The following is a 24,888-nucleotide window of genomic DNA, read 5'->3' on the forward strand; positions in this document are numbered from 1 at the left end:
GTTGTCGTTTCCGCTCGACTTGCATGTGTTAGGCCTGCCGCCAGCGTTCAATCTGAGCCATGATCAAACTCTTCAATTTAAGTTTTTTCGGCTCAATGAATACTGACTTCAAAACTGCGCTTACTCGAAAGTAAACGGTAATTTTAAAGCTATTATCATTCCAACAGAATGATAATGAATTGACTGTGCCAAATAGCTACAAGTAGCTATTCGTATTGGTCACTCAGTTCATTGAACCCAATGTGTTTCCGAAGAAACGGTCATTGCCTAAGCAACAACTTATTGGATTATCATCAACGAGTGCCCACACAGATTGATAGGTTTATATTGTTAAAGAGCATTTTCTAACTTTCGTTGCGCTCAGCGCTTCGTCGTTAGGGGTGCGAATCTTACGCTTCCCGTGTTGAGAGTCAAGAACTTTTTGATGATTTCTTTTCTCTCATTTTCCAACTCGCTGTGTGACTTCCGTCTCACTCCGTGTCGGTGAGGCGGCATTATAGGGAGGTATGAGAGGATGACAAGCGTTTTTTTAAATTAATTTTTCGTTTGGTTAAAAAGAAATCAAAACACTGAAAATAGAATAAAATTTCAACATTTGAGTCATGTCACATCAATGCGTTGGAAAAACATCAACCATATACGTAATATCGCTGTGTCTATTTTGTTAATGTAGACCTATTTTTTCTTAAACCTAAAAAGTTGTATTCCAGTATGAATTCAAACAAATCGACCTTATTGATTGTTGCCTTAGCCGTTTTGGGTGCAATCATCTTTTCGCAGGTAGCGGTTTCACCCGCTTTAAGCTTTGTTGTAGGTGTTGTTGCCTCTACTTTTATCTTTAAACTTTCTACTACCAACAGCGAAGCAAAAGAAGAAGACGATCAAGCCAGCGACACTTCAACCAAAACCCTTTATGTCGGTAATCTGCCGTATAAAGCCAACGAATCACATGTTAAGGATCTCTTTGCTAAGCATGGGGAAGTTTTTGCCGTACGCTTAATGAAAGATAAGCGCACTGGTAAAAGAAGAGGTTTTGGCTTTGTTGTGATGGCTGCAACCGATGTCCCAACCGCTATCGATGCGCTTAACGAGCAGGATTACATGCAGCGTACATTAAAAGTACGTGTCGCTAACGATCCTAAATCTCAAGCGGATAGTATTGAACAGGACTAAAACCGAACGCCTTTAAAGCCTTATTCAACGCTTCCTCTTGCCAAGGGGGAGCGGTTGAAAAGATGTCACGACTGCCTTTTTTACTCTCATTATTGTTCAGCACTAAATCGTCCAGCGCTAACAGGCCTTCTACTCGACGTGCAATCGCCTCTCCCGAATCGATCAATTGAACCTGTTCACTCAACACAGCTTGAATCTCGGTTTTAATCAACGGAAAGTGGGTGCAGCCCAGAACCGCCACATCTATCTTATTGGCAATCGGCAATAAGATTTGCTTAAGTTCCTCTAGATCAATGCTTTCACCACGCAGTTTTTCTTCCGCAATATCCACTAGTCTTGTAGAGCCCAGCAGTTTGACAGGCTTACTTTGCGAAAAATTGCGAATCAGGTCGTGCGTATAAGGACGAGTGATAGTCGCAGGTGTTGCAATCAGACCAACCGCTTTATTCGCCATATTAGAAGCTGGCTTTATCGCAGGTACAACTCCCACCACAGGAATAGACAGTTTGGCCCGCAAAGTAGGTAGAACAATGGTACTTGCGGTATTACAAGCGATCACAACCAAGTCGACGTGATACTGCTCAACCATTGAGGTGATTAACGTATCAACCCGAGCTATTAAGGTATGACGATCCAGTTCTCCATATGGATAGGCTTGATTGTCAAAGATATAGAGGTAATCAAGTTGAGGCAGCTTAGTCTCTATTTCTTGATAAACTGAAAGGCCACCAACGCCAGAGTCAAAGATAAGAATTTTTGCTTGTTGGGACACCGGGTTCGCTCGTTTGTTTTCGACTTGGCAATAATACTCGCTGCGCTTAATTTGGCAATATCTTCGCATGATAGCGCTGATGGCTAAAACGTTCACCAACGTCGATTTGAGTTGGAGACAATTCAAGCTGGCCGCGATAACTGCGCGTTTTGGTCACCAAAGTATGAAACTCTCCATTTTCACCACAAGGATCGATACCTTGAGGCAAACTGGTAATAAAGTCACTGTTATACCAGCGGCCACAATATTGCCGACTCAATGCATGGCCATCAACTGTGACCACCAATGTTTTAATTTGTCGTGCCATAATTTCACTGGCAAGTGCCGAGCTGCTTTCACCTAATAATGGAAAAACACACTCCCACCCCGCAGGTTCGATGTAACTTCGCCGATAGGCTTCAATGCCATTACAAAACATATCGCCAAAGGCCACTGCATCGATTGATAAGCCACACTGCTTTAGCGCCGTAACAATAGTGGTTTGATAAACTTCGTTACTCGGAAATACTTGCGGCAGTTCTATTTTAACTAAGGGTAGGTTTAACAGCGCGGCCTGCATTTCGACAACCTTCATTGGTGTTGCCTGAAAGGGCACCTCATTACTGACGTAAGTAGTATAGAGCCCTATCACTTGATAATCAGAACTCTCGATTAACCTTTCAAGGGTCAATGTCGAGTCTTTACCACTCGACCAACTGATGATGACTTTCTTTTTCATAGGCGATATATAGATAAGTAAAAACCGCCCGAAGGCGGTTTAAGTGATTAGAATTGGTAAGTTAGGTTTGCGAAAAATCTGCGCTCCGGCGCTTTATAGCCGAGCGTAGTCTCATACTTCTCGTCAATAAGGTTATCGATGCGGCCTCTCACAACTAATTCAGGAGAAATCCAATAACCAACGGATACATCCCACAAGCTAATTGAAGGCAGTATATTATCTGCGGAGTACGTTTCGTTTGGATTACCTAAGCGCTCGCCGGTATACGTGTAGGTCAAGTTGAAATCAAGCGCTTCATACGATACATCCATCAGCCATTTATAATTTTCATCAGCACGCTTAGCTAACTTATTACCTTTAGAGTCATTGTGATCTTTAAACTCAGCAACCACCGTGTGATGAATGAATAACGTTTCAAACTGAGCGGTTATCTCTAGACCTCTTAGTTTGGCATCAACATTTTGCGGGTACCATGGCGAACCTTGATACCAAATAATTAGGTTATCAACTTCATTGTCATAAGCGGTCACGTCAAGCTCAAAAAGATCAAAGTTACCGACATAACCAATCTCTCGATTAAGAGCTTCTTCCGGCTTTAAGTCCGAATTGTAGGTTAAGTCAGAGTAACTTGGCGCCTTGAATGCCGTACCCGCCGCGGCACGTACTGAGTGAATGTCATTAATACTATAGCGTGCACCTAAAGACCAAGTGGTGTAGTTGTCGTAGGTATCGTGCTTATCGTTTCGAACACTACCTGATAGCTGTACAGAACCAACGTGAGCATCCGCAGACACATAAAGTCCTGTCGTATCGCGAGACTCGCCGGCCAGCGCATCTGCAAAACCATATGATAACGCGCCTTCATTGAGTTTTTCTCTACGCCAATCAGCTCCGGCACCAAGAGCAATGACTTCGTTTAGTTGGTAAAGATTTAGAAATTGAAGCGTTGTTAGATCAATCTCTTTTTTCGTGCCAGCGTTATCCTTGCCTTCAACTTGAGAGTAATCTAAATTGTCGATAGCTTGTTGGTTAGCTCTAAAGACCGAGTTCAGCAAGTCTCCTTGGTACTCTAATTCAGCAGTTACGCTGAGATTTTCAGAATAACCAAATTTCTTACCGCCTGAGTCATACTCAGTCAAACTGTCAAACCAACGTAAAGAAGCCTTACCGAGTAGCTTATCTGTTATCGGTTGTGAGTATGATGCAAATAAGTTCTTACTCTCGTAGCCATAGTCTAGGCCTGTTGCAGGGGTTTTAATATCATAACCCTCAGTCTCTTCAAAACCACCGGCCAACTTCAAGCTTCCACCGTTGCTTAGTTTGGCGGTATTAGAGAAGCTCGCTTCTTTTTGCGCATCACTTCCTGCTCCAAGTGAGACATAGGTTGATTCACGACTATCACCAGACGCGGTAATCACATTAATCACGCCAGCGACAGCATCTGAACCATATAAAGCACCACCAGAGCCGCGAATGACCTCTACACGCTCAATAATTCCAACTGGAATATGATTAAATTTGATACCACCAGCCGCCGTGTCAATACGAACACCGTCGACTAAGAATAAAACCTGGTCACTATTGTAGCCACGCATAAATACCGATGCACTGTGGCCACGACCACCCGTTTGAGAGACTTCTATGCCTGGGATACGTTTAAAAATATCAACGAGTGATTTCGCTTGAATTGCGTCAATTTCTTGCTTTGATATGATCGTGGTCGAAGCAATCACATCCTGTAGCGGTTGTTCAAAACGGTTAGCGGTAACGACGATAGTTTCGTCAGCAGAGATTTCTTGAGCGTATGAAAAAGAGGTGTACGGAAGTAGCGATGCCACGGCTATCGCTAAAATAGATCGGTTCATTGTTTAATCCTAAATCGCGTAAGTCCTAGTGAGTCGGAAAGCATTCCATTGTGACTCAGGCGCTGGCAGGTATTCGGACTTAAGAGCTTGGCTATGCCACCTACTTGCTCGACTTCCCACATCAATCTCTATGCAGTGTCATTTGAGCGTTCGTTCTCTTTTACCGCTGCGCGTCAGTTCTGGATTTACACCAGATTCCCTTTTGGCCGTCTATACATCTAAACAGCACCAGCTTGGCGATGATGTTATTAAGCAATTGATAGTTTGTCCAGCCAATATTGAACGGAACTATAAATTAACGCCTAATTCGTGGTCAGCCAACACAGGTTTTACACGCTATATTTTGTTGATTAGGCGCTCAATGCTGGACATCACGCTGAGATTGAATAAAATCTGCGCTCTCAAATACAACACACCCTCCACAGGTACAAATACCAAAGGTAATGATCATGGCGACTCTGGACGTAAACCCGCAACGCTACCAAGAACAACTGGCTGAAAAGGTCGAGCGTCTCAATGAGATGTTTTCAGATTACAATGTACCTGAATTGGAAGTGTTTGAATCACCAGAACAGAACTACCGCATGCGTGCTGAATTTCGTATTTGGCATGAAGGTGAAGACCTTTATTATATCATGTTCAATCAACAAACCCGTGAGAAATATCGTGTTGACCAGTTCCCAGCAGCAAGTCGCCTGATCAACGACCTTATGCCTCTACTCATTGATGCCATCAGGGACAACGACTCTCTACGCCGTAAACTATTTCAAGTGGATTTCTTATCAACATTAAGCGGCGAGATTTTGGTTTCGCTGCTTTACCACCGGCAACTTGATGATGAGTGGACACAAAACGCCAAAGCACTCAAACAACGCCTTAACGATGAAGGGTTTAACCTGAATCTTATTGGCCGCGCGCGTAAGATGAAAGTCGTCCTCGATCGAGATTACGTCATCGAGAAACTGGATGTAAACGGCAAGCCTTATGTCTACCAACAAGTTGAGAACAGTTTTACTCAACCTAACGGTAAGGTCGCAGAGAAGATGTTGGAATGGGCGGTTGATTGCACCCAAGATAGCCAAGGTGACTTACTTGAGCTTTACTGCGGTAATGGTAATTTCTCTCTAGCGCTGGCGCAGAACTTTGACCGCGTGCTCGCCACAGAACTCGCGAAGCCTTCTGTGGTTTCTGCACAATATAACATTGCAGCGAATAAGATTGATAACGTGCAAATTTTGCGCTTGTCGGCTGAAGAGTTTACTGAAGCAATTGAAGGAAAACGTGAGTTTCGCCGTCTAAAAGAAGCGGGCGTTGACTTAAACAGCTACAACTGCCATACCATTTTTGTCGATCCCCCACGCTCAGGGATGGACATCGATACCTGCAAAATGGTGCAAGGTTACCAGCGCATCATGTACATCTCTTGTAATCCTGAAACGCTCAAAGATAACCTCGATATTCTGAGTCACACTCATAACATCACCCGTTTTGCACTATTCGATCAATTTCCATTTACCCACCACATGGAAGCGGGTGTCATGCTAGATCGCATTAAATAAGGACTTGAAAGGTTTTTAGCTGTAGCAAAAAAACGCTCTGGGTACGGCTTGGGGTACGGGAAGCTTGTTATGGACTATCGACTAATAGTGAATTTGACAAAGTCACTTAAAGCGACTTTGTAGTCTAGATTAGTACACTTAAAAAATTATAGAGCCTCCGGTTAAGGAGGCTCTATAATTGTCGGCTAGTATTGCCTACTTTCCTCGGCTCGTTCAACGGCCTCATAAATTTCCAGTTTCAACTCTAGAGAATACTCATCATCATACAGAATTGAGCTAATGATTTTATGCAGTAACTCTTTGTCAATAACGTTATCGGCGACCCAAACGGCGATGTTCTCCATTTCACGAACGAAATGCTGCACGATGTAGTCAAATCCGTTGAGCTCTAAAAAGTAAGCACCGAGAGCAAGTGAGGAACGTTTATTCCCATCATTAAAAGCGTGATTTTTGTTGATGGAAAATGCTAAGTGAGTCAGCTTGTCTTCGATTTCAGGGTAATATAAGTCGTTTTGAATATGCTCTAATGGGCTTTCAAGTTGACCAATATCTTTTGTCCCAGTTAAGCCACCTGATTTTTCTATGATCCAATCATGCGTTCTAATCGCATAAGCAACATCAAAATAAAAAAATCTTGGTTGAACCTCTCCAGTCATATCAGCGATCCTTCAAGCGTTTGAATACATCCAATGTATCTGGATCGCTGAGCTGCTCCTCTAGAGACTTACTCTTCTCTCCAAGAAAACGTTCAAAGTCGGCTTCTGGTACTGACTTTATGTATGCTTCTAGTTTTTCATGTAAAGCATCTCTAAAACATAAATCACGACTCGCCATTTTTGTTCTAGCATCCAATATCAACGGTCTAAACAACGGGTGCTGCTCAAAGCTCGCAAACAGTACCTCCGCCTCTTTCTGGGTCAAAGGACGCCCTAGTTTTACACTTCTGTGTTCTAGCTCATGCGCAATACCTGACTCAAAACTGGCGATAAGGGTGAGGACTTCTGAGTACATGGTTTCACGGATCTTATCCTTTTCAGCCAACCGTAGTATTTTTTTATACTCAGCCGCATTCTCATGGAAGATGCTTTGGTAGATTAGGTTGGTAAAACGGCCATATTTCCACTTATTGCCATCTACATATTTATCTAGAGCATCCGTGAACTGTTTCCGATAATTTTCCTCTTGGAACGACGCCATTAAGTAATCTTGATCTCGCTGGTTGATGTACTTGGTGTGACCACCAGCACGTTCAGCAAGTACATCAATAACGATATTGAGCACACGGGAACGTAGCTCCTTAGCTCGTTCACTGTCAGTTAACAGCATGCCAAGGTTCAAAATGGCACGAAAAGAGAAAACACCCAACACACTAGTTTTGGTACCGTCATCGATGACGGTACCATGAGTTAACACTTTGAATTCTCTAAGCTTTGAACCTCTTAGAATTTGATAGCCATTGTTTTTCAATTCATCCGCATGACTAGATAAATAGCGTTCAATAGTACGTTCGCTGATTTCAAATAACTCCATAACCTGCTGCTTGGTAAATACAGCTTCACCCTCAAACTGAATACCTCCTAACGCAAGGTGTTGCTCAGCTTTCTGCAAGGCGTAGCGGTTATTCAGAATGTTTTGCCTGTCATGCAAAGACTCCGTGAGATCTTTAGCCATGCTGAGCCTCCTTTGATTCAGTGCTTGGTTTTACCGTTACTTGGCCGTTCATTAGCATTGGTAGAAGCCAATCTCTCAGGCCTGCTAACTCTGCATTCTCTTTAAGTTTCTTCTGCCTTTGTTCTTGCAAAGGAGAAACAAACTGGAAAAACTTCTTAGCTAGATCTTTAGGAGGCATCACTACGTTGTAATTACTGACGAATGACTCGAATAAAAGATTTTTGATACCACTAGTTTTCCCTTCCCAACCAAACAAAACACCATTTTCGTACAGGCTTTGCCACTGGTATGCGAAGTTATAGAAATAGCTCTTATCTATAAGGTCTATCGCTTTGCAGAAGTTGGAACAGATCAGAGGATAGTTAAATCTATCTAAAACATGCTCTGTAATAAAAGCCATTCGACCAGTAGATTGAGTGGGGCTACCACCTGATATTTCGATAACAAAGTCAAATGGAGCAAGAAGTTTGTGATCATTCTTTTTAAGAATAAATCGGTTAGGCGCATCGACATTTCCTTGACCATTTATGCCGTTAATATCTGCGCCTCTTATGCAATCAACCTGAAGTGTGTAGTTACCTTGCTTGGTTTCTTTTCCCCAATCACCAGTTTTATCTGAACGAATCCAATCAGATATTGCATTAACGTGCCAGTCAGCTGGAATTTCCTGCTTCAAAACAGGGTCATAAACCATCTTTCCGCCAGAAGCTTTATATGGTTTTCCATTGGCATCAGGGAAATCAAACTGAACAAACCAGTAGTCATAAAGCGTTTTAGCCATGGCTTCTAGCTCAGAATTGATACGATTGTTGCGTTCGATTTTATCGTCAATGTCTCTTAATACTTTTGAGATCTGTTTTTGCACGCTTAAAGGTGGCGTATTAATCTCAAATTCTGAACAGTCGGGCACTCTAATATGGCTAACCGTAGAACCTGTACTGTCATGTTTACGAAACTGAAATTGTAGATCTGGAGACAAGAAGGCATATAGCAAATAGTTAGGGTCAAGCTTCTTAGGGTTTACTCGATACTGCATAATTCTTTGACCTAGAAATACGGTATCTTCAAAATTTACTAAGCCAGCTTCGCCCATCGGTGCCTCTCTGGTAAGCAAGACATCTCCTTTATTCACAGTTGCTCGCCGAGTCCATTTCTCATATGTTTCTTTTTCTACGTAACGACAGCCAGCTAAGTCTATCTTTCCCTTCTTGATATTTGGGGTACGGATCATCTTATATGGGGTTACACGTTCTACTCTTGGTGCCGTCTTATTAATGCAGTCAACAATAAGTTCACAAAGTTCTGAAACCTTTACTCGTGGCCAATGTTCAGCTTTCATACTTCAACCCCGCCAACTGCTTTTTAATCTCAGCTTCTAGTTCACGTGACTGATTAAACAAACTGTCCAAATTGCTGCTAAAGCCTTGCATTTTTTCCGCAAACTGCTCCGGAGTGATATCAATATACTCAATCTTGACTTCGAAGTACTGTCCAGCACTGAGGCTGTAGTTTTTCGCAGTAATCTCGTCATAACTAACTGCGACAGAGAAATCTTCTTCCGTCCACTTTTTGTTGAACACATCAATGATTTTCTGCTCTTCTTCTGGTGTTAGAACCGTTTTCTGATTCTTACCTTCTTTGACTTTTTGGCCCAAGTTTGATGCATCAACCAGTACCACTTTGTCTTTGTTGCTGTCATCAATAAACAGAATGGAGACGTTGGTACCTGTGGTCGCGAAGATATTGGATGGCATAGAGACAACACCCGCCAGCATCTTGTTATCAACCAAATACTGACGGATCTTTTTATCAATACCTGACTGAGCGGTAATAAACCCTGTTGGCAGTACCACCGCTGCTTTTCCACCTGGTTTTAATGAGTAAATAATGTGCTGCAAGAACAATTGGTAGATTTCCATTTTGTCCTTGGCCTTGGCTTTAATTTTTGGAATACCAGCAAAAAAGCGATCTTTGTTTTCTTTGCTATCCAACTCATCACGAAAATCACTGAAATCCAGTTTAAATGGTGGATTAGAGACAATGTAATCAAACTTACGTAAATCACCATTTTCCTTGTGGTGAGGGTGCCACAGCGTATTACCCTCAATCACGTTAGGGATTGAATGTACCAAGTTGTTCAAAATCAGGTTCAAACGCAGTAGGTTTGATGACTTCTTCGAAATATCCTGCGTGTAGATGCTACAACGTGTTTCACCGATGGCATGGGCGACATTCATAAGCAAGGTGCCAGAGCCCGCTGATGGGTCATAACAGCTAACGTTGCGCACGGTGCCTTGCTGATCTTCAGGCACCAAAATTGCAGCCATAATGCGTGCTACAGCATGAGGGGTGTAGTACTCGGCATATTTGCCGCCTGAGTTACTATTGTAGTCTTTGATCAGGTATTCAAAGATGGTGGCGTAGAAATCAAACTTCTGGTTAAAGATACGCTCAAAGCTGAACTCAATCAGCTTGTTGATGATCGCTTTACAGAAAGCATCACGCTTCGAAACCGTCACATTTTCACTAACGCGGGTAAACAATTGTACTTTCTCGCCAGTGTCCGTCATTACCGCAAACACATCGTTGTTGGTGATGGCGATGTCCATCAAGGTATCATCAAACAGCTGAGCAAACCCCGGCTTATCCTGCTGGTTGAACAAGTGACTGATGAAGTGATGTGGCTTGAGACGAGCAGTGTCACCGCCCATCTGGATCTGGAGCATCTCTAGATCCTCTTCACTCATTTCAATCAGCGCTTCCTCCCACTTTGCCGCGCTGGCGATTTTTTCGTCTATTTTCTTTGCTTCATAGGCGAACTTATCGTTCAGGAATTTATACAAAAAGACCTGAGTGATGATCTCAAATTCCCCGGTACTGTTGCCTAAGCCATTGGTTGCACAGATGCTTTTTAGGCTATCTATAAGGGCTTTTGTTTTTTCTCTAAATTCGAGTTCGACCATGGTTTGTGTACTGCCTTAGTTGGTGTTCTTACCAGGATTGGCTACCTGTATTAAATTCTTTTAAATATTCTGCTACGACAAGGTGGTTTACATAACGTACCGCTTCCGCATTCAAGGGAATGCTCTGTTGTTTAATAAAGCGGTTATGGACCTTTGGTAGCAGATGCCGCGCAAAATAACTTTCGTTATCGAGAACGGACGTGTTGTCGAGTACCTGGCTATCTGCGTCTTCTTTGACTCCGATTAGGGCCTCAAAAATCTTTCTTTCAGAGTCAGTAATGTCGCGTCGTTCTTGTTGGCGTTCGTATAAACGCTTGTGTAAACGCGCATACTTGGTGTCACCTAGGTACTTCTGACGCAATTGGTTGTTCTGTCGGTTCAACTCTTTCACTCGTTGGTGAATTTTATTGAGCGCATCAATGTTGGCGACCATTTCATCTTGCGTAACTTCACTGAGATTCTTTTTCTTAAATAATCGCTCTAGCTCATCTTTCAGGTTGATGAACTTCGGGTCTTGTTGGTCAAAGTTACTTGCTAGAGCTTCGCGTGTTTGGCGCAGTGTGTTTTTCAACTGGTCAGCCAAAACCAGCTCTTCTTCACCGATTTTAACGAACTTGAAGATGACATCTTCTAAGGCTCGGTGAAGCAGGTGTGTGGTGTCTGTACCTTGTTCAAGATCTTGCTTGAGGTTGAGCAAATCCAAATGATTGCAGGTTTCGCGGTAAAGCACGTTTAGCTTGGCAAAATCCAGTTCATCTAGGAAGTCGTACTCCCCTTGCAGGCGAATAAGGTTATACAGGCTTCGTGCATCAGCTAGGGCATTTTTAAGAGCTAAGACAGTTTCTCTGTCTTGTATCTGGCTGATTTGATCACAGAAAGTCTCCATGTTGTCGATATCAAAGCGGAACAACACATCTTTAATGTGTTCTATCTCTTGTTTGATCTCTTCCTGTGATTTGAATAGTTTGGAGTAGCTTTCGATTTCGTCGCCCAGCTCTGACTGTAATTCGTCAAAGTAAGCTTTGTTAGTCGCGTCAAACTCTTTGCGGATATCTGCGAAATCAACCACGTAGCCATAACGAAAGTCCTTATATGTGCGGTTGACGCGTGTCAGTGCTTGTAGCAAGTTATGTTTGCGGATCACGCGGCCAAGGTAGAGTTTCTTCAAACGTTTAGCATCGAAGCCTGTGAGTAGCATATTGTAAACAAACAGTAAGTCGATTTTTCCTGCTTTGAAATCTTCAACCCAATCTTTGCGTTCTTGTTTTGTACCGACATCATGCAAAATTAGCGCAGCATTGCTCACTTTGTGGGCTTGCTTGGCTGGCTCCATGTTCGCCGTTTGAACGTAAGCCGGGCGTGGTTCTGCTACCGATGTTGCTTGCTGAGGTTCCGCGCTGTCACTGCTGAATATGGGCTTTGAGGCGTACACAGCATTAAACAACTCAAACATTTTCTTTGCTTGGTCTGAGCTATCGCAAATGATCATACCGCCTATGGTTGCGTCATTTAGCGTGCCGCGACTCTTTTCGAAGTCGCTGATGATGTAGTCCAGCATTGGCTCAACAAAACTTTGATGGGCGTATATTTCTTTGCGGTCTGCATCGCCCATTTTTACTTCAGCTTCTTCCAGCGCTTGCTGAAGCGTCATTTTGTAATTGGTCGCTATCTCTTCACGAATTAAGCGCAGGGTATAACCGTCGGCAATTGAAGCATTGTAGTAATACTTGTGAATGTAATCGCCAAAAAGAGCTCGTGAGTTATAGTCTTCACCAAGTAAAGGCGTACCAGTCAAACCGATCTTGATAGCATTGGTGTCAGACTGAGTCAGGTTGGCCAGGAAGCTACCTTTCGGGTTATAACTGCGATGAACTTCATCCAGGAAGTAAACACGTTGGATGGTGACATTATAGTCTTGCGTTGAAATAACGTCGGGGTCATCTTTAAACTTCTGAATGTTGACGACGGTTATTTCGGCTTTGCCTGAGTGGTTGTGAATCACTTGTGTGGCTTTGATGTCACGTGTGAACGCTTCACGGGAGTTTATGGTATGAACAATCAAGCCGCGTGCAGTGAACTCTCGCTGCGCTTGTTGCAGCAAGTCTAGTCTATCGACGATAAAATAGAACTTTGGAATGATTTCTCGTTTTTGGAAGTAATCCGTTAAGAACCCAACGTTGTAATAGGTTAATGCGGTTTTACCACTTCCTTGGGTATGCCAAATAATCCCTTTACGAACCCCTTCGTTTAGCTTTCTCTCAATAGCTTTGGTCGCAAACATCTGTGGGTATCGCATGATGTGTTTTTGCAGGCCATCACTCTCTGATACGTAGACCAATGCATAGCGTAGAACAAAGGACAAACGTTCTTTACTGAGTAAAGAGGTACAGATTCGATTGGTTGGGCGGCTGGGTTCTTTGTTGCTCAAAAACTCAGGATTGCTGCGGATCACTTCTAAGTTGTTGTCTTTGAGTACTGCCAGTTCTTGTTCATCAGTCAGTGGTTTTAAAAGCGCAGTGAGATCTAACACCTCTTCTTCGCGAAAGTAGTTAAACACTGGCTTGTCATATGAACTGCTCGCGTAAAACGCACCTTGTACTGGCTCTGGATCACCATCGACGTAGTCCATGTTATTGGAAAAAATCATGAACTGAGTGATGTTAGCAAAGCGCTTGAATTTCGGGTTTTGAAAACGTTTATTGATGCGTTCTCTTTCCGCGATGATACCGTCTCGGTTGTTAGGCTTTTTCACCTCAATAAACACCAGCGGCATGCCGTTGATTAACAAGATAATGTCAGGACGAAATTCATCGTCTCCGTTCTTGTAGGTTAGCTCAGTAACGACATGGAAGCTGTTGTTGGAAAAGTTCTCGAAATCGATCAGCTTAGTGCCAGATCGAGCCTTCAACTTATTGAAAAAAGCTCGGCCTAAGTCTTCGTTATCCAGAGAGAGTTTCACTTCTTCGAGCAAACGGTCAACATCATCAGATGTCATGTCAGGATTTATACGGCTGACCGCTGAAGAGAATAATTCCGGGAAGATATTTGTATCCTTGTCCCAGTGTGTTCCTTTTAGGGATAGGTACTCATAACCCAAACGCATGAGATGTAGGATCGTTGGTATTTTTACTCTTGAATCTTCAGTGAAGCTCATATCAGTCCTTCGTTATTGTTTTTATTGATCATTCTCTGGTGACTGTTCTAGGAGCTCACCAACTTGACAATTAAATAGCACACACAGTTTGTCGATGGCTTCTAAGTCCACTTTTTGTGCTGTTTCTTTGTACAGAAGTGTCACTGTGTTGCGGCTTAAACCCGTTTCACGAATGACATCTGAAATCTTTAATTTTCTCTCACCCATCATGCGGGAAAGGTTGCATTTAATCATGTCTTCCTATCCATATCGGTAAGACTTCTTTGAGACTGCATTCTATCAGGAATTTATGACTTCGATTAAAAGTTTCATTCCAACTTAACTTTTTAATCTTAAAATCTAAAAAACTGATCACATCCTATATTCCATTCATCCCCCCTCAATCCAAAAATCTTCAGGCATATGTCATCAATGTGAAACCCCATCATTGATTCCGACAGGAGCCTGAAATGAATCCCAAAATGTCCGATTACCAAAAGCAGCAACGCTATCAGGAAAATGAAATCCTAGAGCATGCGGCAGAAATACTGGCTACGCGCTACGTGCGTGGTGATGCCCTAATCAACCCTGATGCCACTAAAGAGTATGTGCGCTGTAAGCTAGGCAGCTATGAGCGTGAAGTGTTTGCCTTATTGCTACTGGATAACCAAAACCGATTGATTGAGTTTAAAGAGCTGTTTCATGGAACGGTGGATGCGGCCAGCGTCTACCCACGTGAAGTGGTGAAAGCGGTGTTAGAAGTGAATGCCGCAGCGGTGATATTCGCGCATAACCATCCATCAGGTGACTCAACACCTTCCCAAGCTGACAGACGTATAACCGAAAGACTCAAGGATGCTTTAGCGCTGGTGGATGTGCGTGTGTTGGACCACATCGTGACAGGCGATGCCTGCACCTCGTTTGCTGAAAGAGGTTGGTTATGATTGAACAACATTATGGTGAGCTTTTTATTGACGATGCTTTACATTCGTCAATGGAAGCCCTTTTGAATCGATACACACTCCCTGAGAATGCCGAACGACTCGTGTTGAACTGCCGCCAAATGAGTTACTACCGACATCGACAAGGTTTGCATCCGATAGAGGTACAGTTTAAACGTGAGTCAGATACTAGCCCCTGGCTGGTAGTCTTCTTTGCGAGCTTCTCTTACCCCGACGACAGCAGTACAACCGTTGAGCCTGAGCTGTACTTTCACCTAGCTAATCGCTGGTGCTATCAACCCGATGCAGGGAGCACGGATTTATCCCACCCAGAAGTACAAGAGCTACTCTCAGTATGGATGAAAGCCTTTACTCGCCACCTTTCCAGAAACGTCTTTGATGACGTGCAACTGACGATGGTCGGTACGTTCCAATAATTCTCACTCTGTTATTTCTTATTTGAATCCTGAAACAAGGAGGACTCACTATGTCCAAATTAACCTTCACTGCATCATTATTACCTGTGTCAAAGAAACTGCATAAGCTGTTAAGTGAGCAACTCACCGCTCATTTGCTGAGTAATGAAGCACTGACCACCAGCCGTTATCTGGTGTTTAACTTTCGCGATAAAACATACAGCGCGGATGAAGGCGGCTTCCATCCGGTTGAGATGGCGATTTGCCAAACCTCAACAGGAGAATGGAGCATTGAGTACATCACCGACTTTGCTTATATGGGAAATTACTATCCAGAGCTAGAGCGCAACTTGGATTTTGATTTTCGGGTTGGACAGTTCTTTGTGGCCTATCGTGGCTGGCTACCAATGCAAGGTAACCGTGATGCCAAAGAGCTGTATCGGCTATGGGAGAGTAACTTTCTTGCCTATGTCGATATGGACTCCTACAACGAGATAGCCGTCACCCCGCAATAACTCATGACTTCCCTTCTTCTACAAACCATCAAACTTGTCACCGCCCTCATTACGCTGTTTTCACTTTCCCCTTTCTTCGGTGCCATCGGAGCCCTATCCACTTTAGGGTTTCTGGTAGTGCTGTTGATTGGGTTATTGGCAGCGATTGCCGAGCTCAGTGATAAGCATAAGCCTCGTTAATGTTAATCGGCTCACGCTTTGGTGATGCCGATTGATGCTGTTTTCACCGTTGGACATTATGTGTCTGACCCACCTCTATTCTCCCGACATTAAATGTCCGACTCCGGTGTGGAGCTTTGATGTATTGAGAGCATAGTCATGAGCAATAAAACCAGCATTGAAGGGTTATCCGCTTTGCTGCACACGCTGATGCTTATTCCTCAACATCGATGGATCACCGTTAGGGAGTTGCAGCAGCAATTAGCCCTACTCGATATCCACCGCACCACGCGCAGCATTAAACGCTACCTCGATGACATCATTGTGGAGGTGTTTAACGTGGAGTGTGATTCGATGAGCATGCCCCACGTTTATCGGAAAACCTCAGAGCAATTATGGAAGCTCAACAAGCAGGAAATGCTCTATTGGCAACTGACCAACAAGTACTTACTACCGCTGGTTCCTGATGCACTGAATCATGGACAATGGTCCTCCTCGGAGAGAGACAAACCCTTGCGTGACAAGGGTTCAGCACATTCAAAAGAGCAAGCATGGTTAGCCAAAGTACATGTGGCATTACCCACTATTCGCGAGTGGAGCGACGAGCAACGGCACGTGTTGAATGCGGTACACACGGCATTAATGCACAACCGTATGCTCAAGATATCGAGCCAAGTATTGCAGCAAGAGAAGGCGCTCATTGAGCCACTGGGACTCTCGGTTCAGTGTGACGCGCTCTTGCTGCTTTTTCGATTATCCGGTCAACACACGATACGCACCCTCGCCTTGCCTTTGATTGATGAGGCCAGTGTATCGACGTTTTCTTTTACCTATCCGACTGATTTCAATCTTGAGCGGTTCATGCGTGAACACGATGGAATCCGTGCGTCCTGAATTTTACTCACCGACAAGGAGAGCACCGTTATGACATTAATCAACACCCTACTCCGATACGCCGCTATGAGCGTGCTGTTTATCGGGCTCACTGCTTGTGGCGACCAAGAAGAAACTCAAGCAGCAACGGCAGATATTGAAGTGTCGATATCAACTAACCCTCACTGGGGAACATTGGTCTTTGACCTGCAAGCTATCGCCGACAACACCGTAATTAGCAATGTGGTGATTAACCGTGGCAACTGCCGATTACCCGCAGGTACAACCTCAGAGCTATCAAGAAACGTTTCATTGAAGTTCGGCCAAACCTACACCGGATACAGCAACAACTGCACCGTAGACAACGTGAAAGAAATCGAAGTGACGTCAACGGCTGGCACCTTTGTTTACACCTTCTAAATCGAAAAAACGACTCATTTATTTATCAACATCAATAAGGATCGACAATGAAAAACATCACAACAAACACACTTGTTCTACTGACTACCCTTGTATCACCTTTTGTTTTAGCACAAGGTGGTGGATCGCTTGGAGGTAATCCATCGGTAGAGACGGGAGCGGTCAACGTCAGTGTAGGCAAATGTACTCAATACAAAATGGAGGTGAAAGCGGCGCAACAGGCAGGTAAGGACGTAGCGACCATTACTATTCCTCAAGGCTGTGAAGCCATCAAAGAAAAGTAATACCACCAGCAACAATCAAAAACGACTATGGGGAGCAATCACGCTCCCCACTCTTTTTTTTGCTTCTAGACATAGCTTCTTATCTAAATACCTCTCAACAATACTATTCCCATTAGCTGGCAATTTCACTTAATTCAAATAGTACTTATTAATCATCTGATTAACATCATGTTTTTAGTGACCACCACTGATATACTTACGTTTAAATTTTCATCATGCAGTCAATAAATCATGCTTCGCTATTTAATTTTCATTCCTCTTCTTATTTTAAGCGCCTGTACGAGTGGTACTACCAATATCACAAATGAACAAACTCTAAACTCTGATGAAGCCTATGAAAAAGGATACATCGCGCTTAGCCAAAAGAAATATAAGGCTGCTTATGCAGAATGGCTATCCTTAGCTGAGAACGGAGATGCTCAAGCACAGTACTCGATAGGCTGGATGTATAGTAAAGGACTGGGTGTTGAAAAAAGTGTCGCGAAAGCTTTAGATTGGTACGTTAAGTCAGCAAACCAAGGTTTTGTAGACGCTCAATATAGTGCTGGGAGAATCTACCTTTATTCTCTTCAACAATACGAGGATGCATTTACGTATTTTAAGTTAGCAGCAGAAAATGACGAAAATAAAGCGCAGTTTTATTTGGGTTTAATGTACTACCGTGGCGATGGCATTAGCAAAGATCTAAAAAAATCAGCACATTGGTTCTTACAATCAGCAAAGAAAGGCAATAAAGATGCACAGTTCTACATTGGTCAAATGTATGAACTAGGTGAAGGTGTCCTACAAAATGACAAGTATTCTCTACATTGGTTTAACTTAGCCTCAAGGAATGGACAGCAAGACGCACAATATAAGCTTGCTGTTATTTACTATCAGGGGAAAATGGTACCTAAAAATGATATCACAAGCTATATGTGGTTAAACATCAGTCAATACAACGGAAAAGATATTAAAAATATGAAAGGAATAATCTTTGATGACTTAAGCCAGGCTGATATTGATGAGGCCCAACTCAGGTCAATGAAATGTGTTGAGTCCCTATATAAACACTGCCATTGGTAATTTTCATAATCAAAACTATGCTATAGCGTGTAATGGCTCATACTTACTGATGCTCCCATAGCTCGACTATCCAAACGCCAAACGTTCGCATCATTGATGTCCAACACTACGGATGGTGAGTATGCGAAATTATATTTTCTTTAGCCATACACTAAACGGGCACTCTATAGGCAAAGTGTGCCCCCTAGCAATTATGTTTCCATTTCCTTTTCTCACCCTATTATGTTTTCTCTAAGAGTTCAAACCTCTCGTGTCATAACGCCAGACTCAACTCACGTCTAAATAAAGGCCCTTCACCAACCGCACACACTATTCCCTTCAATATCAACACATGCAACCTGTAACAAAGAAAAGTATCATCGACTTGCCCTACATAATCACCAAGTACACGGCCAATGGCTTGTGCTGCAACACAAACTCGTGACCCAATCGCGGAAAGAAGTGCATCATCAAAAAACGTCTCATCATGGGACTTAATTGAGGAACCGTTCCAAGTTCTAACCATATCCCTGCACACAAGAATACTCTCCCATTCTTTTGCTAATTTAGTTTGCTGAAAGATATCAATAGGCACCGGAATGACGGTGGTAAGCTCTTTAGTTGAACAGGCTCCAACGATTGGTATGGTGTCTCTATCCAACTGACCTGTCGTTACATCAGCTAAAAATAAACTTTGTTCCGGCAATACTGAGCAAAGCAATCGCAACATTAATTGTTCATCCACTGACTGGCCAACCCAAACAACATAATCGCCATCGCGTTCGAGATCCTGATAACTCTGCAATATGGGCAGCCCTATATAGTCGGATAACCATGACCATAAGTCTGGTTCATTAATAAGACCACATACCCCCTTAAACCAATTGCTACGTAGAGCACGTCCCTGCACAGTACCATAATTAATTAGAGGACCATAAGCCAACGGGTCACACAGCTCTACCACCCGCTTATTTTCATCTGGTGCAAGAAGAGAATTCAAAATGCCAGCAGATGCGCCTCCCGCAACAAAATGAGTAATCTTACGAGTGGTCATTATTAAACTCACTTTGAGTCTCAGCACACCGTCTCTGTATTCTCATTCATCGCTCCTTGTCAGCTACTAACTGTTAAACTGTTATCGAGACCCAAAACCTTAGAATTCATCACTAGAACAACGCTATTGTGTCTACTCCACGGTTAGACGAACAAACACACATAGGAAGGCAATATTTACCACTTTTTATCAAGGTCTTCTGCATATAGCAGTATTGCTCTTTGGTATTCTTTTATTGACTAATTATCAGTTGTCGATACCAACAAATTAAGAAGCAAAGCGGTTGCCTTCTTATGTCTGCCTAAGTTATATAAACACACCGCTACGAAAGTGCTTAGTGTTCTCTTTTGCTAGATAACTAATGTGCTTGAAGAACTCAGAAGTGGCTCCCAATGGTTGGACACATAAGCTAATCCTTTAAGTGGTTGATCCAGTTCATGCCGCGTATCTCTGTCTGCCAAAGTAGACTTCATCAGGGGTGAGGTCATTGAATCCCTGATGGTTACGCTCCTCATTATAAAACACCATGTATAGTGGCTAATTTCAAGCTCTGCTTCACGGGGCGTGCTGTAAGCTTTTAAGTAAACCTCCTCATATTTCAGACTTCGCCATAATCGCTCTATAAAAACGTTGTCGACCCATCGACCTTTTCCATACATGCTGATTAGTATTCCCTGACTAAAAGAACTTCTGTGTGAACTCAATGCTAGTAAACTGGCTGCCCTAATCGGAGTTAAAGGTATCGGGCGACCCGTAGCGTTGGAGCTCTTCTTCGAGTGCCTCGATAAAAAGCTTTTATCCATGGCTATACCAGTCGATAATGGCAACCAAGTACAGGAACCCTTTAGCCATTGGGATGTACGTGATACCAATAGCCCAAGCTTGGTTTGGATAAGTGACTTCGATATCACGCAACAGGTACGGATAAATCTTGTATGCTTTGTTCGCCAGTGTCGTTTTTGACTTGGGATAAATCGCCCCAATGCCCATTTCTCGCATGATCCGGACAAGACGCTTGCAATTAACGTTATGACCCTTCTTAATCAGTTCAGTTCGAATGCGCCTACGGCCCATGAACGGATACTGAAGGTGAATTTCGTCAATCATACGGCGTAATTCAATCTCCTCAGCAGAGAGTCCGATAGGCTCCGTAGAGCAATATCGAGAAGCTCACACTGACGCTTTATCGGTAGTTGGGTGAATTTAACCAGCGAACTCTTTCGCTGGGCTCGGTCTAACGACCGAGCACTTTGGACAAAAATCATTTTTCCATGGTCAATTGGCCGATTTTTGCGTGCAGCTTGTCTATTTCTTTGGAATTACCTTTGCCTAACTGGCTTTCAGAGGCAAAGATCATGACAGCGTTCTCAAGCAGCTCTTTTTTCCACAACCCTTAATACTGGATGCGGAGTCCGCCTATTGTTAGAGGTATTACCTGAGCCAAAGTGTTCTCAGAGTTCAGGAGTCTCCGCTGTTCGAAAAAGAACACCATCGACGGCAAAAACTTGTAGACCTTGCCACATATCATCAGGGTATCGTTCAAGCCCCCACACGTTCGTCCACACTGTTTAAACAGCCACTCTGGTGCAGATTTACCTAAACGTTGCCTAGCCTGGGTTAACGCACTTTTGGCTAGCAACTCTTCATCAGCTAAGCCATCCGCACAAACATTGATTCTTCGTGCGTCTTCGGCAATAGGCTCATTGCGAAAGAAGGCCATACCGACAATTAACCACAAAACCATATCACTTGGTAATCGGCGTCGGCGGATAGTTGCTTTATCAGAAAGATTCGCCGCCTTAGCAACCCAGTCGTCTGGGATATGTTCAGAGAAAGTGGTGAATTGGGCAACATCAATAGGACTTTCTTCCAGGAAATCGGCAAAACAGTTTTGAATAGATATAAAAAATCGGAAGCCTAAAGACAGGCTTCCGATTGTCTCTCATCAGAAGGGTCGGTCAACCGCTCCTTATCTGATCTACATTGCGACCAGGAGACCGGGCTTATACACCAAAATAATAGCGGATCAGAAGAAGCCCAGCGGGTTGGTGCTGTAGCTCACAATCATATTCTTGGTGTTTTGGTAGTGGCCCAGCATCATCTTGTGCGTTTCTCGGCCAATGCCTGACTTTTTATAGCCGCCAAATGCCGCATGTGCAGGATAAGCGTGGTAACAATTAACCCAGACACGGCCAGCTTCTATCTCACGCGCCATACGGTACGCTAGGTTGCTATCACGGGTCCACACACCCGCCCCCAGGCCGTATTCTGTATCGTTGGCGATTTCCAACGCTTCCTCGACGGTTTTGAAAGTGGTAACCGCTACGACAGGACCGAAGATTTCCTCCTGGAAGATGCGCATATCATTTGTACCCTTCAGCAATGTTGGTTCAACATAGTAGCCGTTCGCTTCGCTACTGCCGCCGCCGATCAGCAACTCAGCCCCTTCATCCAGGCCCAATGCGATGTAACCGCGGATTTTGTCAAACTGCTCACGCGAGACCTGAGAGCCGACCTGCGTCTGCGTATCCAGAGGGTTGCCCTGTTTAACAGTTTTCATGCGCTCTTGCAACTTGGCCATGAAACGCTCATACACAGACTCCTGAATCAGCAGGCGAGACGGACAGGTACACACTTCTCCTTGGTTAAAGAATGCCAGCAGTACCCCTTCCACACATTTATCCAGGTAACTGTCTTCGTGGTCAAAAATATCCGCCATAAATATGTTCGGTGATTTTCCCCCGAGCTCCACTGTCGATGGAATAAGGCTTTCAGCGGCACATCGGAGCACGTGCTGACCGACTTCGGTTGAACCAGTAAATGCGACCTTGGCTATCTTCTTATGCGTTGCAAGCGCCTGGCCGGCTTCTGCGCCGAAACCGTTGACCACGTTGATTACGCCCGCTGGCAGCAGATCTTCAATTAGCTCCATCAGCACCAGGATAGACGCCGGCGTCTGCTCTGCCGGTTTCAGGACCACACAACACCCGGCCGCTAAGGCCGGCGCCAGTTTCCAGGCAGCCATCAACAGCGGGAAGTTCCAGGGAATAATCTGGCCCACAACGCCCACCGGCTCTGGGAAGTGATAGGTCGCAGTTTGCGGGTCCAGCTCCGCTGCGGTACCTTCCTGCGCCCGGATACAGCCCGCAAAATAGCGGAAGTGGTCAACTACCAGAGGAATATCCGCTGCCAGAGTCTCGCGGATCGGCTTCCCGTTGTCCCAGGTCTCCGCAACCGCCAGCAGCTCCAGGTTGGCTTCAATTCGATCGGCAATTTTCAGCAGCAGATTCGAGCGTTCTGCCACAGAGGTGGCCGCCCAGCCCGCCTTGGCGCAGTGCGCCGCTGCAACCGCCAGATCAATATCGGCCTGTGTGGACGCCGGCACGTCACAGATGGCTGCGTGATTGACGGGGGAGGTGTTGGTAAAGTAATCCCCGTTTACCGGCGCAACCCACTCGCCGCCAATAAAGTTTTGGTATTGTGGTTTGAAATGAACCACGGCCCCTTCAGTGTTTGGTTGTGCGTATAACATTGTCTACCCCTTCTACATTTAATATCCTAGTGCTAATTATCCACTCAATAATCAGGGGTAAGTAGATGCAACACAGCTCATAAAGATGGCGACATAATTTATTTTTAATCTAAAAATCATGACGTTAACTAAATCCGTTGATGCAACAAAGTCCCATATCACAGCGGGATTTGTCGGTTTTACAATAGTTCATATAGCTATCTCTGAACCGGAGCAGGGCTGGGAAGCAGGCCGGGCTGGCCCCTCCCTAGCGAACCGGACGAATATCCTGACCATTTCGGTCTTTTTGAAGCTAGTGAAGTTATTAAATGGTTGTTATGAAAAGACTTACCGGCTTTTAATGCAACTATGTGCACTCTTCTCATTTCACCACTGCACGTTAATATCCCGTTGTAAAAGACACCGGAACAGAAAAATGTCCCGCGCGATTGGCAAGCCGCAAAAAACGCGGCGTCTATCGCATTGCCCGCGATACCATATAAAAGGAGTAAATCGTGCTAGCTGAAACCTGCCTACAGACCCGTCTGCAAGAAGCGAAACGATGTGCACGCGTGCTGGAGCTGGATATTTCCCAGCGCAACATCCAGGCCTACGTGATCGCTTGTGTGACGGACACAGATATTCACGTTGATAAAATTGGGGAAGTGCTGGGTCAGGCGTTGGCCCACCCGAGCCGGGTATTACTGGGGGCCTTTGAAAAGAGCGAACTTTACCAAACCGTGCGCCCGCTGTTGAACGAAGACACCAATTAACTCAATTGCATATTATCGAGCGACCGGCCATTAGCCGGGCCGCCCTCATCCCCCGCATTAACTATACACCTGAGTGGCCTTACGGTACTGGGTCGGGGTCATCTCGTGGAATTTCTTGAACAACAACCGGAAATGGTTGGGATCGCTGTACCCAACTTGCTGGCAAATCTGATCGATATTGAGCCGAGTCGTGTCGAGCTTATCCCTAGCCAGCGCCATCCGGATACGCTGAATGTAATTCATCGGCGTTTCACCGGTGGCAGCTTTAAAGCGGCGCTTCATTTGCCGTTCACTGAGATGGCTTTTTTCAGCACACCGCACCACCGTCAGTTTGCTCGGCTCTTCACGATGCATCCAGTCTTGCAGAGCATGAATCAAGCTATCACAATGCTGCCGGTACTTGCCGAAACTGGTCAAACAGATTTGGGTGATGTTTGAGATATTCCCCCCCAGAAACTGCTCGCACTTTTCCCGGTGTGCCGCCCCGAACAGTACGTCAATCAGCAGTAGCGTCGCCTCGAAATACTCCTTGACCCCAGAGGTGCATATATACGTCCCTTCGTGGGTGATATTGAGATGTGGCATCAGGCGCACTTGCGGATAACGCTCGCGAAACAGCTCGGCATGCACCCAGTGCGTGGTAGCGCTCTGCTTGTTTAATACCCCAAGCTCAGCCAGAATGAATGCGCCAGTGCAGAGTGAAAAAACAAACAGGCAATGCTCTATCTGCGTTTTGAGCCAGCGCTTCATCTCCTCGGGCAGCCGATACGTTCCCTGATCCGGATCACCGCAAGCGCCCAGCAGCAGAATATCGGTTTCACTCACCGCCCACCATTGGGTGTTGCACGCAATGGTTAACCCGCCTTTCGCCCGGACAAGTTCCCCCATAGGAGAAACATAGCTGATCTTGGGTTCAGGCAAGCCCGCCATCATCGATGCGATCGTCAGCATTTCTACCGGGCCGGAAATTGCGGTTGTGGGCATATCATCCACTAATAGTGCTGTGATGCGTAAAGGCTTGTTTGGGTCAATCATCTGTATCAT

The 24,888-nt window shown here is 44.5% G+C and carries 23 protein-coding genes, 1 rRNA gene, 3 pseudogenes and 1 riboswitch; of the genes and pseudogenes, 11 read left to right on the plus strand and 16 right to left on the minus strand.

All coding sequences use genetic code 11. The annotated features are described in order from the left end of the window. Positions 1-79: ribosomal RNA gene (locus BS19_RS12490) — 16S ribosomal RNA — on the minus strand; the annotation flags it as partial. 632 nt (positions 80-711) lie between these two features. Here BS19_RS12490 and BS19_RS12495 point away from each other — a divergent pair. Next, the gene (locus BS19_RS12495) at positions 712-1,173 is read left to right on the plus strand and encodes an RNA recognition motif domain-containing protein (RefSeq protein ID WP_038175628.1); all 462 of its coding nucleotides are present in this window, start codon (positions 712-714) and stop codon (positions 1,171-1,173) included. Here the strand turns inward: BS19_RS12495 and murI are convergent. From murI to BS19_RS12510, 3 genes are read right to left on the minus strand one after another with little or no spacing between them, the layout of a single operon-like run. Beyond that, on the minus strand, positions 1,139-1,945 hold the full coding sequence (gene murI / locus BS19_RS12500; protein ID WP_038175629.1) for a glutamate racemase: 807 nt from the start codon (positions 1,943-1,945) through the stop codon (positions 1,139-1,141). The two genes, BS19_RS12495 and murI, sit on opposite strands and share 35 nt — an antisense overlap. Before the next feature lie 46 nt (positions 1,946-1,991). Further along, positions 1,992-2,663: a Dph6-related ATP pyrophosphatase gene (locus BS19_RS12505; RefSeq protein WP_038175630.1), complete on the minus strand. Its 672-nt coding sequence runs from the start codon at positions 2,661-2,663 to the stop codon at positions 1,992-1,994. 47 nt (positions 2,664-2,710) lie between these two features. After that, entirely contained in the window at positions 2,711-4,528 is a 1,818-nt protein-coding gene (locus BS19_RS12510; protein WP_038175631.1) for a TonB-dependent receptor domain-containing protein, read from the minus strand. A gap of 47 nt (positions 4,529-4,575) precedes the next feature. Further along, positions 4,576-4,776, minus strand: a riboswitch (cobalamin riboswitch). A gap of 201 nt (positions 4,777-4,977) precedes the next feature. Between BS19_RS12510 and trmA the strand changes: the two genes are divergently transcribed. Further along, positions 4,978-6,087, plus strand: a complete 1,110-nt coding sequence (trmA, locus tag BS19_RS12515) for a tRNA (uridine(54)-C5)-methyltransferase TrmA (RefSeq protein ID WP_038175632.1) — start codon at positions 4,978-4,980, stop codon at positions 6,085-6,087. A 185-nt stretch (positions 6,088-6,272) separates the two neighbouring features. Here trmA and BS19_RS12520 read toward each other — a convergent pair whose 3' ends face one another. From BS19_RS12520 to BS19_RS12545, 6 genes are read right to left on the minus strand one after another with little or no spacing between them, the layout of a single operon-like run. Further along, the gene (locus BS19_RS12520) at positions 6,273-6,743 is read right to left on the minus strand and encodes a type II toxin-antitoxin system death-on-curing family toxin (RefSeq protein ID WP_038175633.1); all 471 of its coding nucleotides are present in this window, start codon (positions 6,741-6,743) and stop codon (positions 6,273-6,275) included. A 1-nt stretch (position 6,744) separates the two neighbouring features. Then, positions 6,745-7,758, minus strand: coding sequence for a hypothetical protein (locus BS19_RS12525; protein ID WP_038175634.1), 1,014 nt, complete (start codon positions 7,756-7,758; stop codon positions 6,745-6,747). Further along, positions 7,751-9,097 carry a restriction endonuclease subunit S gene (locus BS19_RS19820; protein WP_084185986.1) on the minus strand — a complete coding sequence of 449 codons (1,347 nt, stop codon included), beginning with the start codon at positions 9,095-9,097 and terminating at the stop codon, positions 7,751-7,753. Before BS19_RS19820 ends, BS19_RS12525 begins: the two co-directional genes overlap by 8 nt. Continuing rightward, positions 9,087-10,721, minus strand: coding sequence for an HsdM family class I SAM-dependent methyltransferase (locus tag BS19_RS12535; protein WP_038175635.1), 1,635 nt, complete (start codon positions 10,719-10,721; stop codon positions 9,087-9,089). Before BS19_RS12535 ends, BS19_RS19820 begins: the two co-directional genes overlap by 11 nt. A gap of 28 nt (positions 10,722-10,749) precedes the next feature. Then, on the minus strand, positions 10,750-13,875 hold the full coding sequence (locus BS19_RS12540) for a type I restriction endonuclease subunit R (RefSeq protein WP_038175636.1): 3,126 nt from the start codon (positions 13,873-13,875) through the stop codon (positions 10,750-10,752). A gap of 21 nt (positions 13,876-13,896) precedes the next feature. Further along, on the minus strand, positions 13,897-14,109 hold the full coding sequence (locus BS19_RS12545) for a helix-turn-helix domain-containing protein (RefSeq protein WP_038175637.1): 213 nt from the start codon (positions 14,107-14,109) through the stop codon (positions 13,897-13,899). A 215-nt stretch (positions 14,110-14,324) separates the two neighbouring features. Between BS19_RS12545 and radC the strand changes: the two genes are divergently transcribed. The 8 genes from radC to BS19_RS12585 all read left to right on the plus strand — a co-directional run bounded on the left by radC (position 14,325) and on the right by BS19_RS12585 (position 18,527). Continuing rightward, positions 14,325-14,798, plus strand: coding sequence for a RadC family protein (gene radC, locus BS19_RS12550; protein ID WP_038175638.1), 474 nt, complete (start codon positions 14,325-14,327; stop codon positions 14,796-14,798). After that, the gene (locus tag BS19_RS12555) at positions 14,795-15,232 is read left to right on the plus strand and encodes a DUF2787 domain-containing protein (protein ID WP_038175639.1); all 438 of its coding nucleotides are present in this window, start codon (positions 14,795-14,797) and stop codon (positions 15,230-15,232) included. The genes radC and BS19_RS12555 overlap by 4 nt, the downstream gene beginning before the upstream one ends. Before the next feature lie 50 nt (positions 15,233-15,282). Next, complete coding sequence (locus tag BS19_RS12560; protein ID WP_038175640.1) at positions 15,283-15,726, plus strand: DUF2787 domain-containing protein; 444 nt, start codon at positions 15,283-15,285, stop codon at positions 15,724-15,726. Between the two features lie 3 nt (positions 15,727-15,729). Further along, complete coding sequence (locus BS19_RS20210; RefSeq protein WP_004724457.1) at positions 15,730-15,906, plus strand: hypothetical protein; 177 nt, start codon at positions 15,730-15,732, stop codon at positions 15,904-15,906. Positions 15,907-16,044: 138 nt separating this feature from the next. Continuing rightward, entirely contained in the window at positions 16,045-16,779 is a 735-nt protein-coding gene (locus tag BS19_RS12570) for a WYL domain-containing protein (protein WP_038175641.1), read from the plus strand. 30 nt (positions 16,780-16,809) lie between these two features. Continuing rightward, positions 16,810-17,178: a hypothetical protein gene (locus BS19_RS12575; protein ID WP_038175644.1), complete on the plus strand. Its 369-nt coding sequence runs from the start codon at positions 16,810-16,812 to the stop codon at positions 17,176-17,178. A 47-nt stretch (positions 17,179-17,225) separates the two neighbouring features. Continuing rightward, positions 17,226-17,462 carry a hypothetical protein gene (locus BS19_RS12580; protein WP_038175645.1) on the plus strand — a complete coding sequence of 79 codons (237 nt, stop codon included), beginning with the start codon at positions 17,226-17,228 and terminating at the stop codon, positions 17,460-17,462. A gap of 231 nt (positions 17,463-17,693) precedes the next feature. Then, positions 17,694-18,527 carry a tetratricopeptide repeat protein gene (locus BS19_RS12585; RefSeq protein ID WP_051686533.1) on the plus strand — a complete coding sequence of 278 codons (834 nt, stop codon included), beginning with the start codon at positions 17,694-17,696 and terminating at the stop codon, positions 18,525-18,527. 253 nt (positions 18,528-18,780) lie between these two features. Here BS19_RS12585 and BS19_RS12590 read toward each other — a convergent pair whose 3' ends face one another. The 5 genes and pseudogenes from BS19_RS12590 to BS19_RS12610 all read right to left on the minus strand — a co-directional run bounded on the left by BS19_RS12590 (position 18,781) and on the right by BS19_RS12610 (position 23,092). Next, positions 18,781-19,560, minus strand: coding sequence for a DUF3658 domain-containing protein (locus BS19_RS12590; RefSeq protein WP_038175646.1), 780 nt, complete (start codon positions 19,558-19,560; stop codon positions 18,781-18,783). A gap of 176 nt (positions 19,561-19,736) precedes the next feature. Continuing rightward, a pseudogene (locus tag BS19_RS20755) lies at positions 19,737-19,889 on the minus strand (tetratricopeptide repeat protein); the annotation flags it as partial. Between the two features lie 106 nt (positions 19,890-19,995). Beyond that, positions 19,996-20,947 (minus strand): annotated as a pseudogene (locus BS19_RS12595) (IS3 family transposase); the annotation flags it as partial. Next, positions 20,946-21,463 (minus strand): annotated as a pseudogene (locus BS19_RS12605) (transposase domain-containing protein); the annotation flags it as partial. The pseudogenes BS19_RS12595 and BS19_RS12605, both read right to left, overlap by 2 nt. A gap of 123 nt (positions 21,464-21,586) precedes the next feature. Beyond that, positions 21,587-23,092: an aldehyde dehydrogenase family protein gene (locus tag BS19_RS12610; RefSeq protein WP_038175647.1), complete on the minus strand. Its 1,506-nt coding sequence runs from the start codon at positions 23,090-23,092 to the stop codon at positions 21,587-21,589. Positions 23,093-23,586: 494 nt separating this feature from the next. On the opposite strand from BS19_RS12610, the gene BS19_RS12615 reads away from it, so the two are divergent. Beyond that, positions 23,587-23,844 carry a hypothetical protein gene (locus BS19_RS12615; protein WP_038175648.1) on the plus strand — a complete coding sequence of 86 codons (258 nt, stop codon included), beginning with the start codon at positions 23,587-23,589 and terminating at the stop codon, positions 23,842-23,844. Positions 23,845-23,901: 57 nt separating this feature from the next. Here the strand turns inward: BS19_RS12615 and BS19_RS12620 are convergent, their stop codons facing one another. Next, the gene (locus BS19_RS12620) at positions 23,902-24,879 is read right to left on the minus strand and encodes a GlxA family transcriptional regulator (protein ID WP_038175751.1); all 978 of its coding nucleotides are present in this window, start codon (positions 24,877-24,879) and stop codon (positions 23,902-23,904) included. Positions 24,880-24,888: the final 9 nt, after the last annotated feature.

The organism is Vibrio pacinii DSM 19139 (assembly GCF_000711795.1).
GTDB classification, from domain to species: domain Bacteria; phylum Pseudomonadota; class Gammaproteobacteria; order Enterobacterales; family Vibrionaceae; genus Vibrio; species Vibrio pacinii.

Bases quoted from the DNA above. Each gene is read 5' to 3' on its own strand.
- BS19_RS12620 (WP_038175751.1), bottom strand. From the start codon at position 24,879: ATGATTGACCCAAACAAGCCTTTACGCATCACAGCACTATTAGTGGAT.
- BS19_RS12590 (WP_038175646.1), bottom strand. From the start codon at position 19,560: ATGACCACTCGTAAGATTACTCATTTTGTTGCGGGAGGCGCATCTGCT.
- BS19_RS12525 (WP_038175634.1), bottom strand. From the start codon at position 7,758: ATGGCTAAAGATCTCACGGAGTCTTTGCATGACAGGCAAAACATTCTG.
- BS19_RS12570 (WP_038175641.1), top strand. From the start codon at position 16,045: ATGAGCAATAAAACCAGCATTGAAGGGTTATCCGCTTTGCTGCACACG.
- BS19_RS12545 (WP_038175637.1), bottom strand. From the start codon at position 14,109: ATGATTAAATGCAACCTTTCCCGCATGATGGGTGAGAGAAAATTAAAG.
- BS19_RS12505 (WP_038175630.1), bottom strand. From the start codon at position 2,663: ATGAAAAAGAAAGTCATCATCAGTTGGTCGAGTGGTAAAGACTCGACA.
- BS19_RS19820 (WP_084185986.1), bottom strand. From the start codon at position 9,097: ATGAAAGCTGAACATTGGCCACGAGTAAAGGTTTCAGAACTTTGTGAA.
- BS19_RS12510 (WP_038175631.1), bottom strand. From the start codon at position 4,528: ATGAACCGATCTATTTTAGCGATAGCCGTGGCATCGCTACTTCCGTAC.
- BS19_RS12585 (WP_051686533.1), top strand. From the start codon at position 17,694: ATGCTTCGCTATTTAATTTTCATTCCTCTTCTTATTTTAAGCGCCTGT.
- trmA (WP_038175632.1), top strand. From the start codon at position 4,978: ATGGCGACTCTGGACGTAAACCCGCAACGCTACCAAGAACAACTGGCT.
- BS19_RS12580 (WP_038175645.1), top strand. From the start codon at position 17,226: ATGAAAAACATCACAACAAACACACTTGTTCTACTGACTACCCTTGTA.
- radC (WP_038175638.1), top strand. From the start codon at position 14,325: ATGAATCCCAAAATGTCCGATTACCAAAAGCAGCAACGCTATCAGGAA.
- BS19_RS12555 (WP_038175639.1), top strand. From the start codon at position 14,795: ATGATTGAACAACATTATGGTGAGCTTTTTATTGACGATGCTTTACAT.
- BS19_RS12575 (WP_038175644.1), top strand. From the start codon at position 16,810: ATGACATTAATCAACACCCTACTCCGATACGCCGCTATGAGCGTGCTG.
- BS19_RS12495 (WP_038175628.1), top strand. From the start codon at position 712: ATGAATTCAAACAAATCGACCTTATTGATTGTTGCCTTAGCCGTTTTG.
- BS19_RS12520 (WP_038175633.1), bottom strand. From the start codon at position 6,743: ATGACTGGAGAGGTTCAACCAAGATTTTTTTATTTTGATGTTGCTTAT.
- BS19_RS12560 (WP_038175640.1), top strand. From the start codon at position 15,283: ATGTCCAAATTAACCTTCACTGCATCATTATTACCTGTGTCAAAGAAA.
- BS19_RS12535 (WP_038175635.1), bottom strand. From the start codon at position 10,721: ATGGTCGAACTCGAATTTAGAGAAAAAACAAAAGCCCTTATAGATAGC.
- BS19_RS12540 (WP_038175636.1), bottom strand. From the start codon at position 13,875: ATGAGCTTCACTGAAGATTCAAGAGTAAAAATACCAACGATCCTACAT.
- BS19_RS12610 (WP_038175647.1), bottom strand. From the start codon at position 23,092: ATGTTATACGCACAACCAAACACTGAAGGGGCCGTGGTTCATTTCAAA.
- BS19_RS20210 (WP_004724457.1), top strand. From the start codon at position 15,730: ATGACTTCCCTTCTTCTACAAACCATCAAACTTGTCACCGCCCTCATT.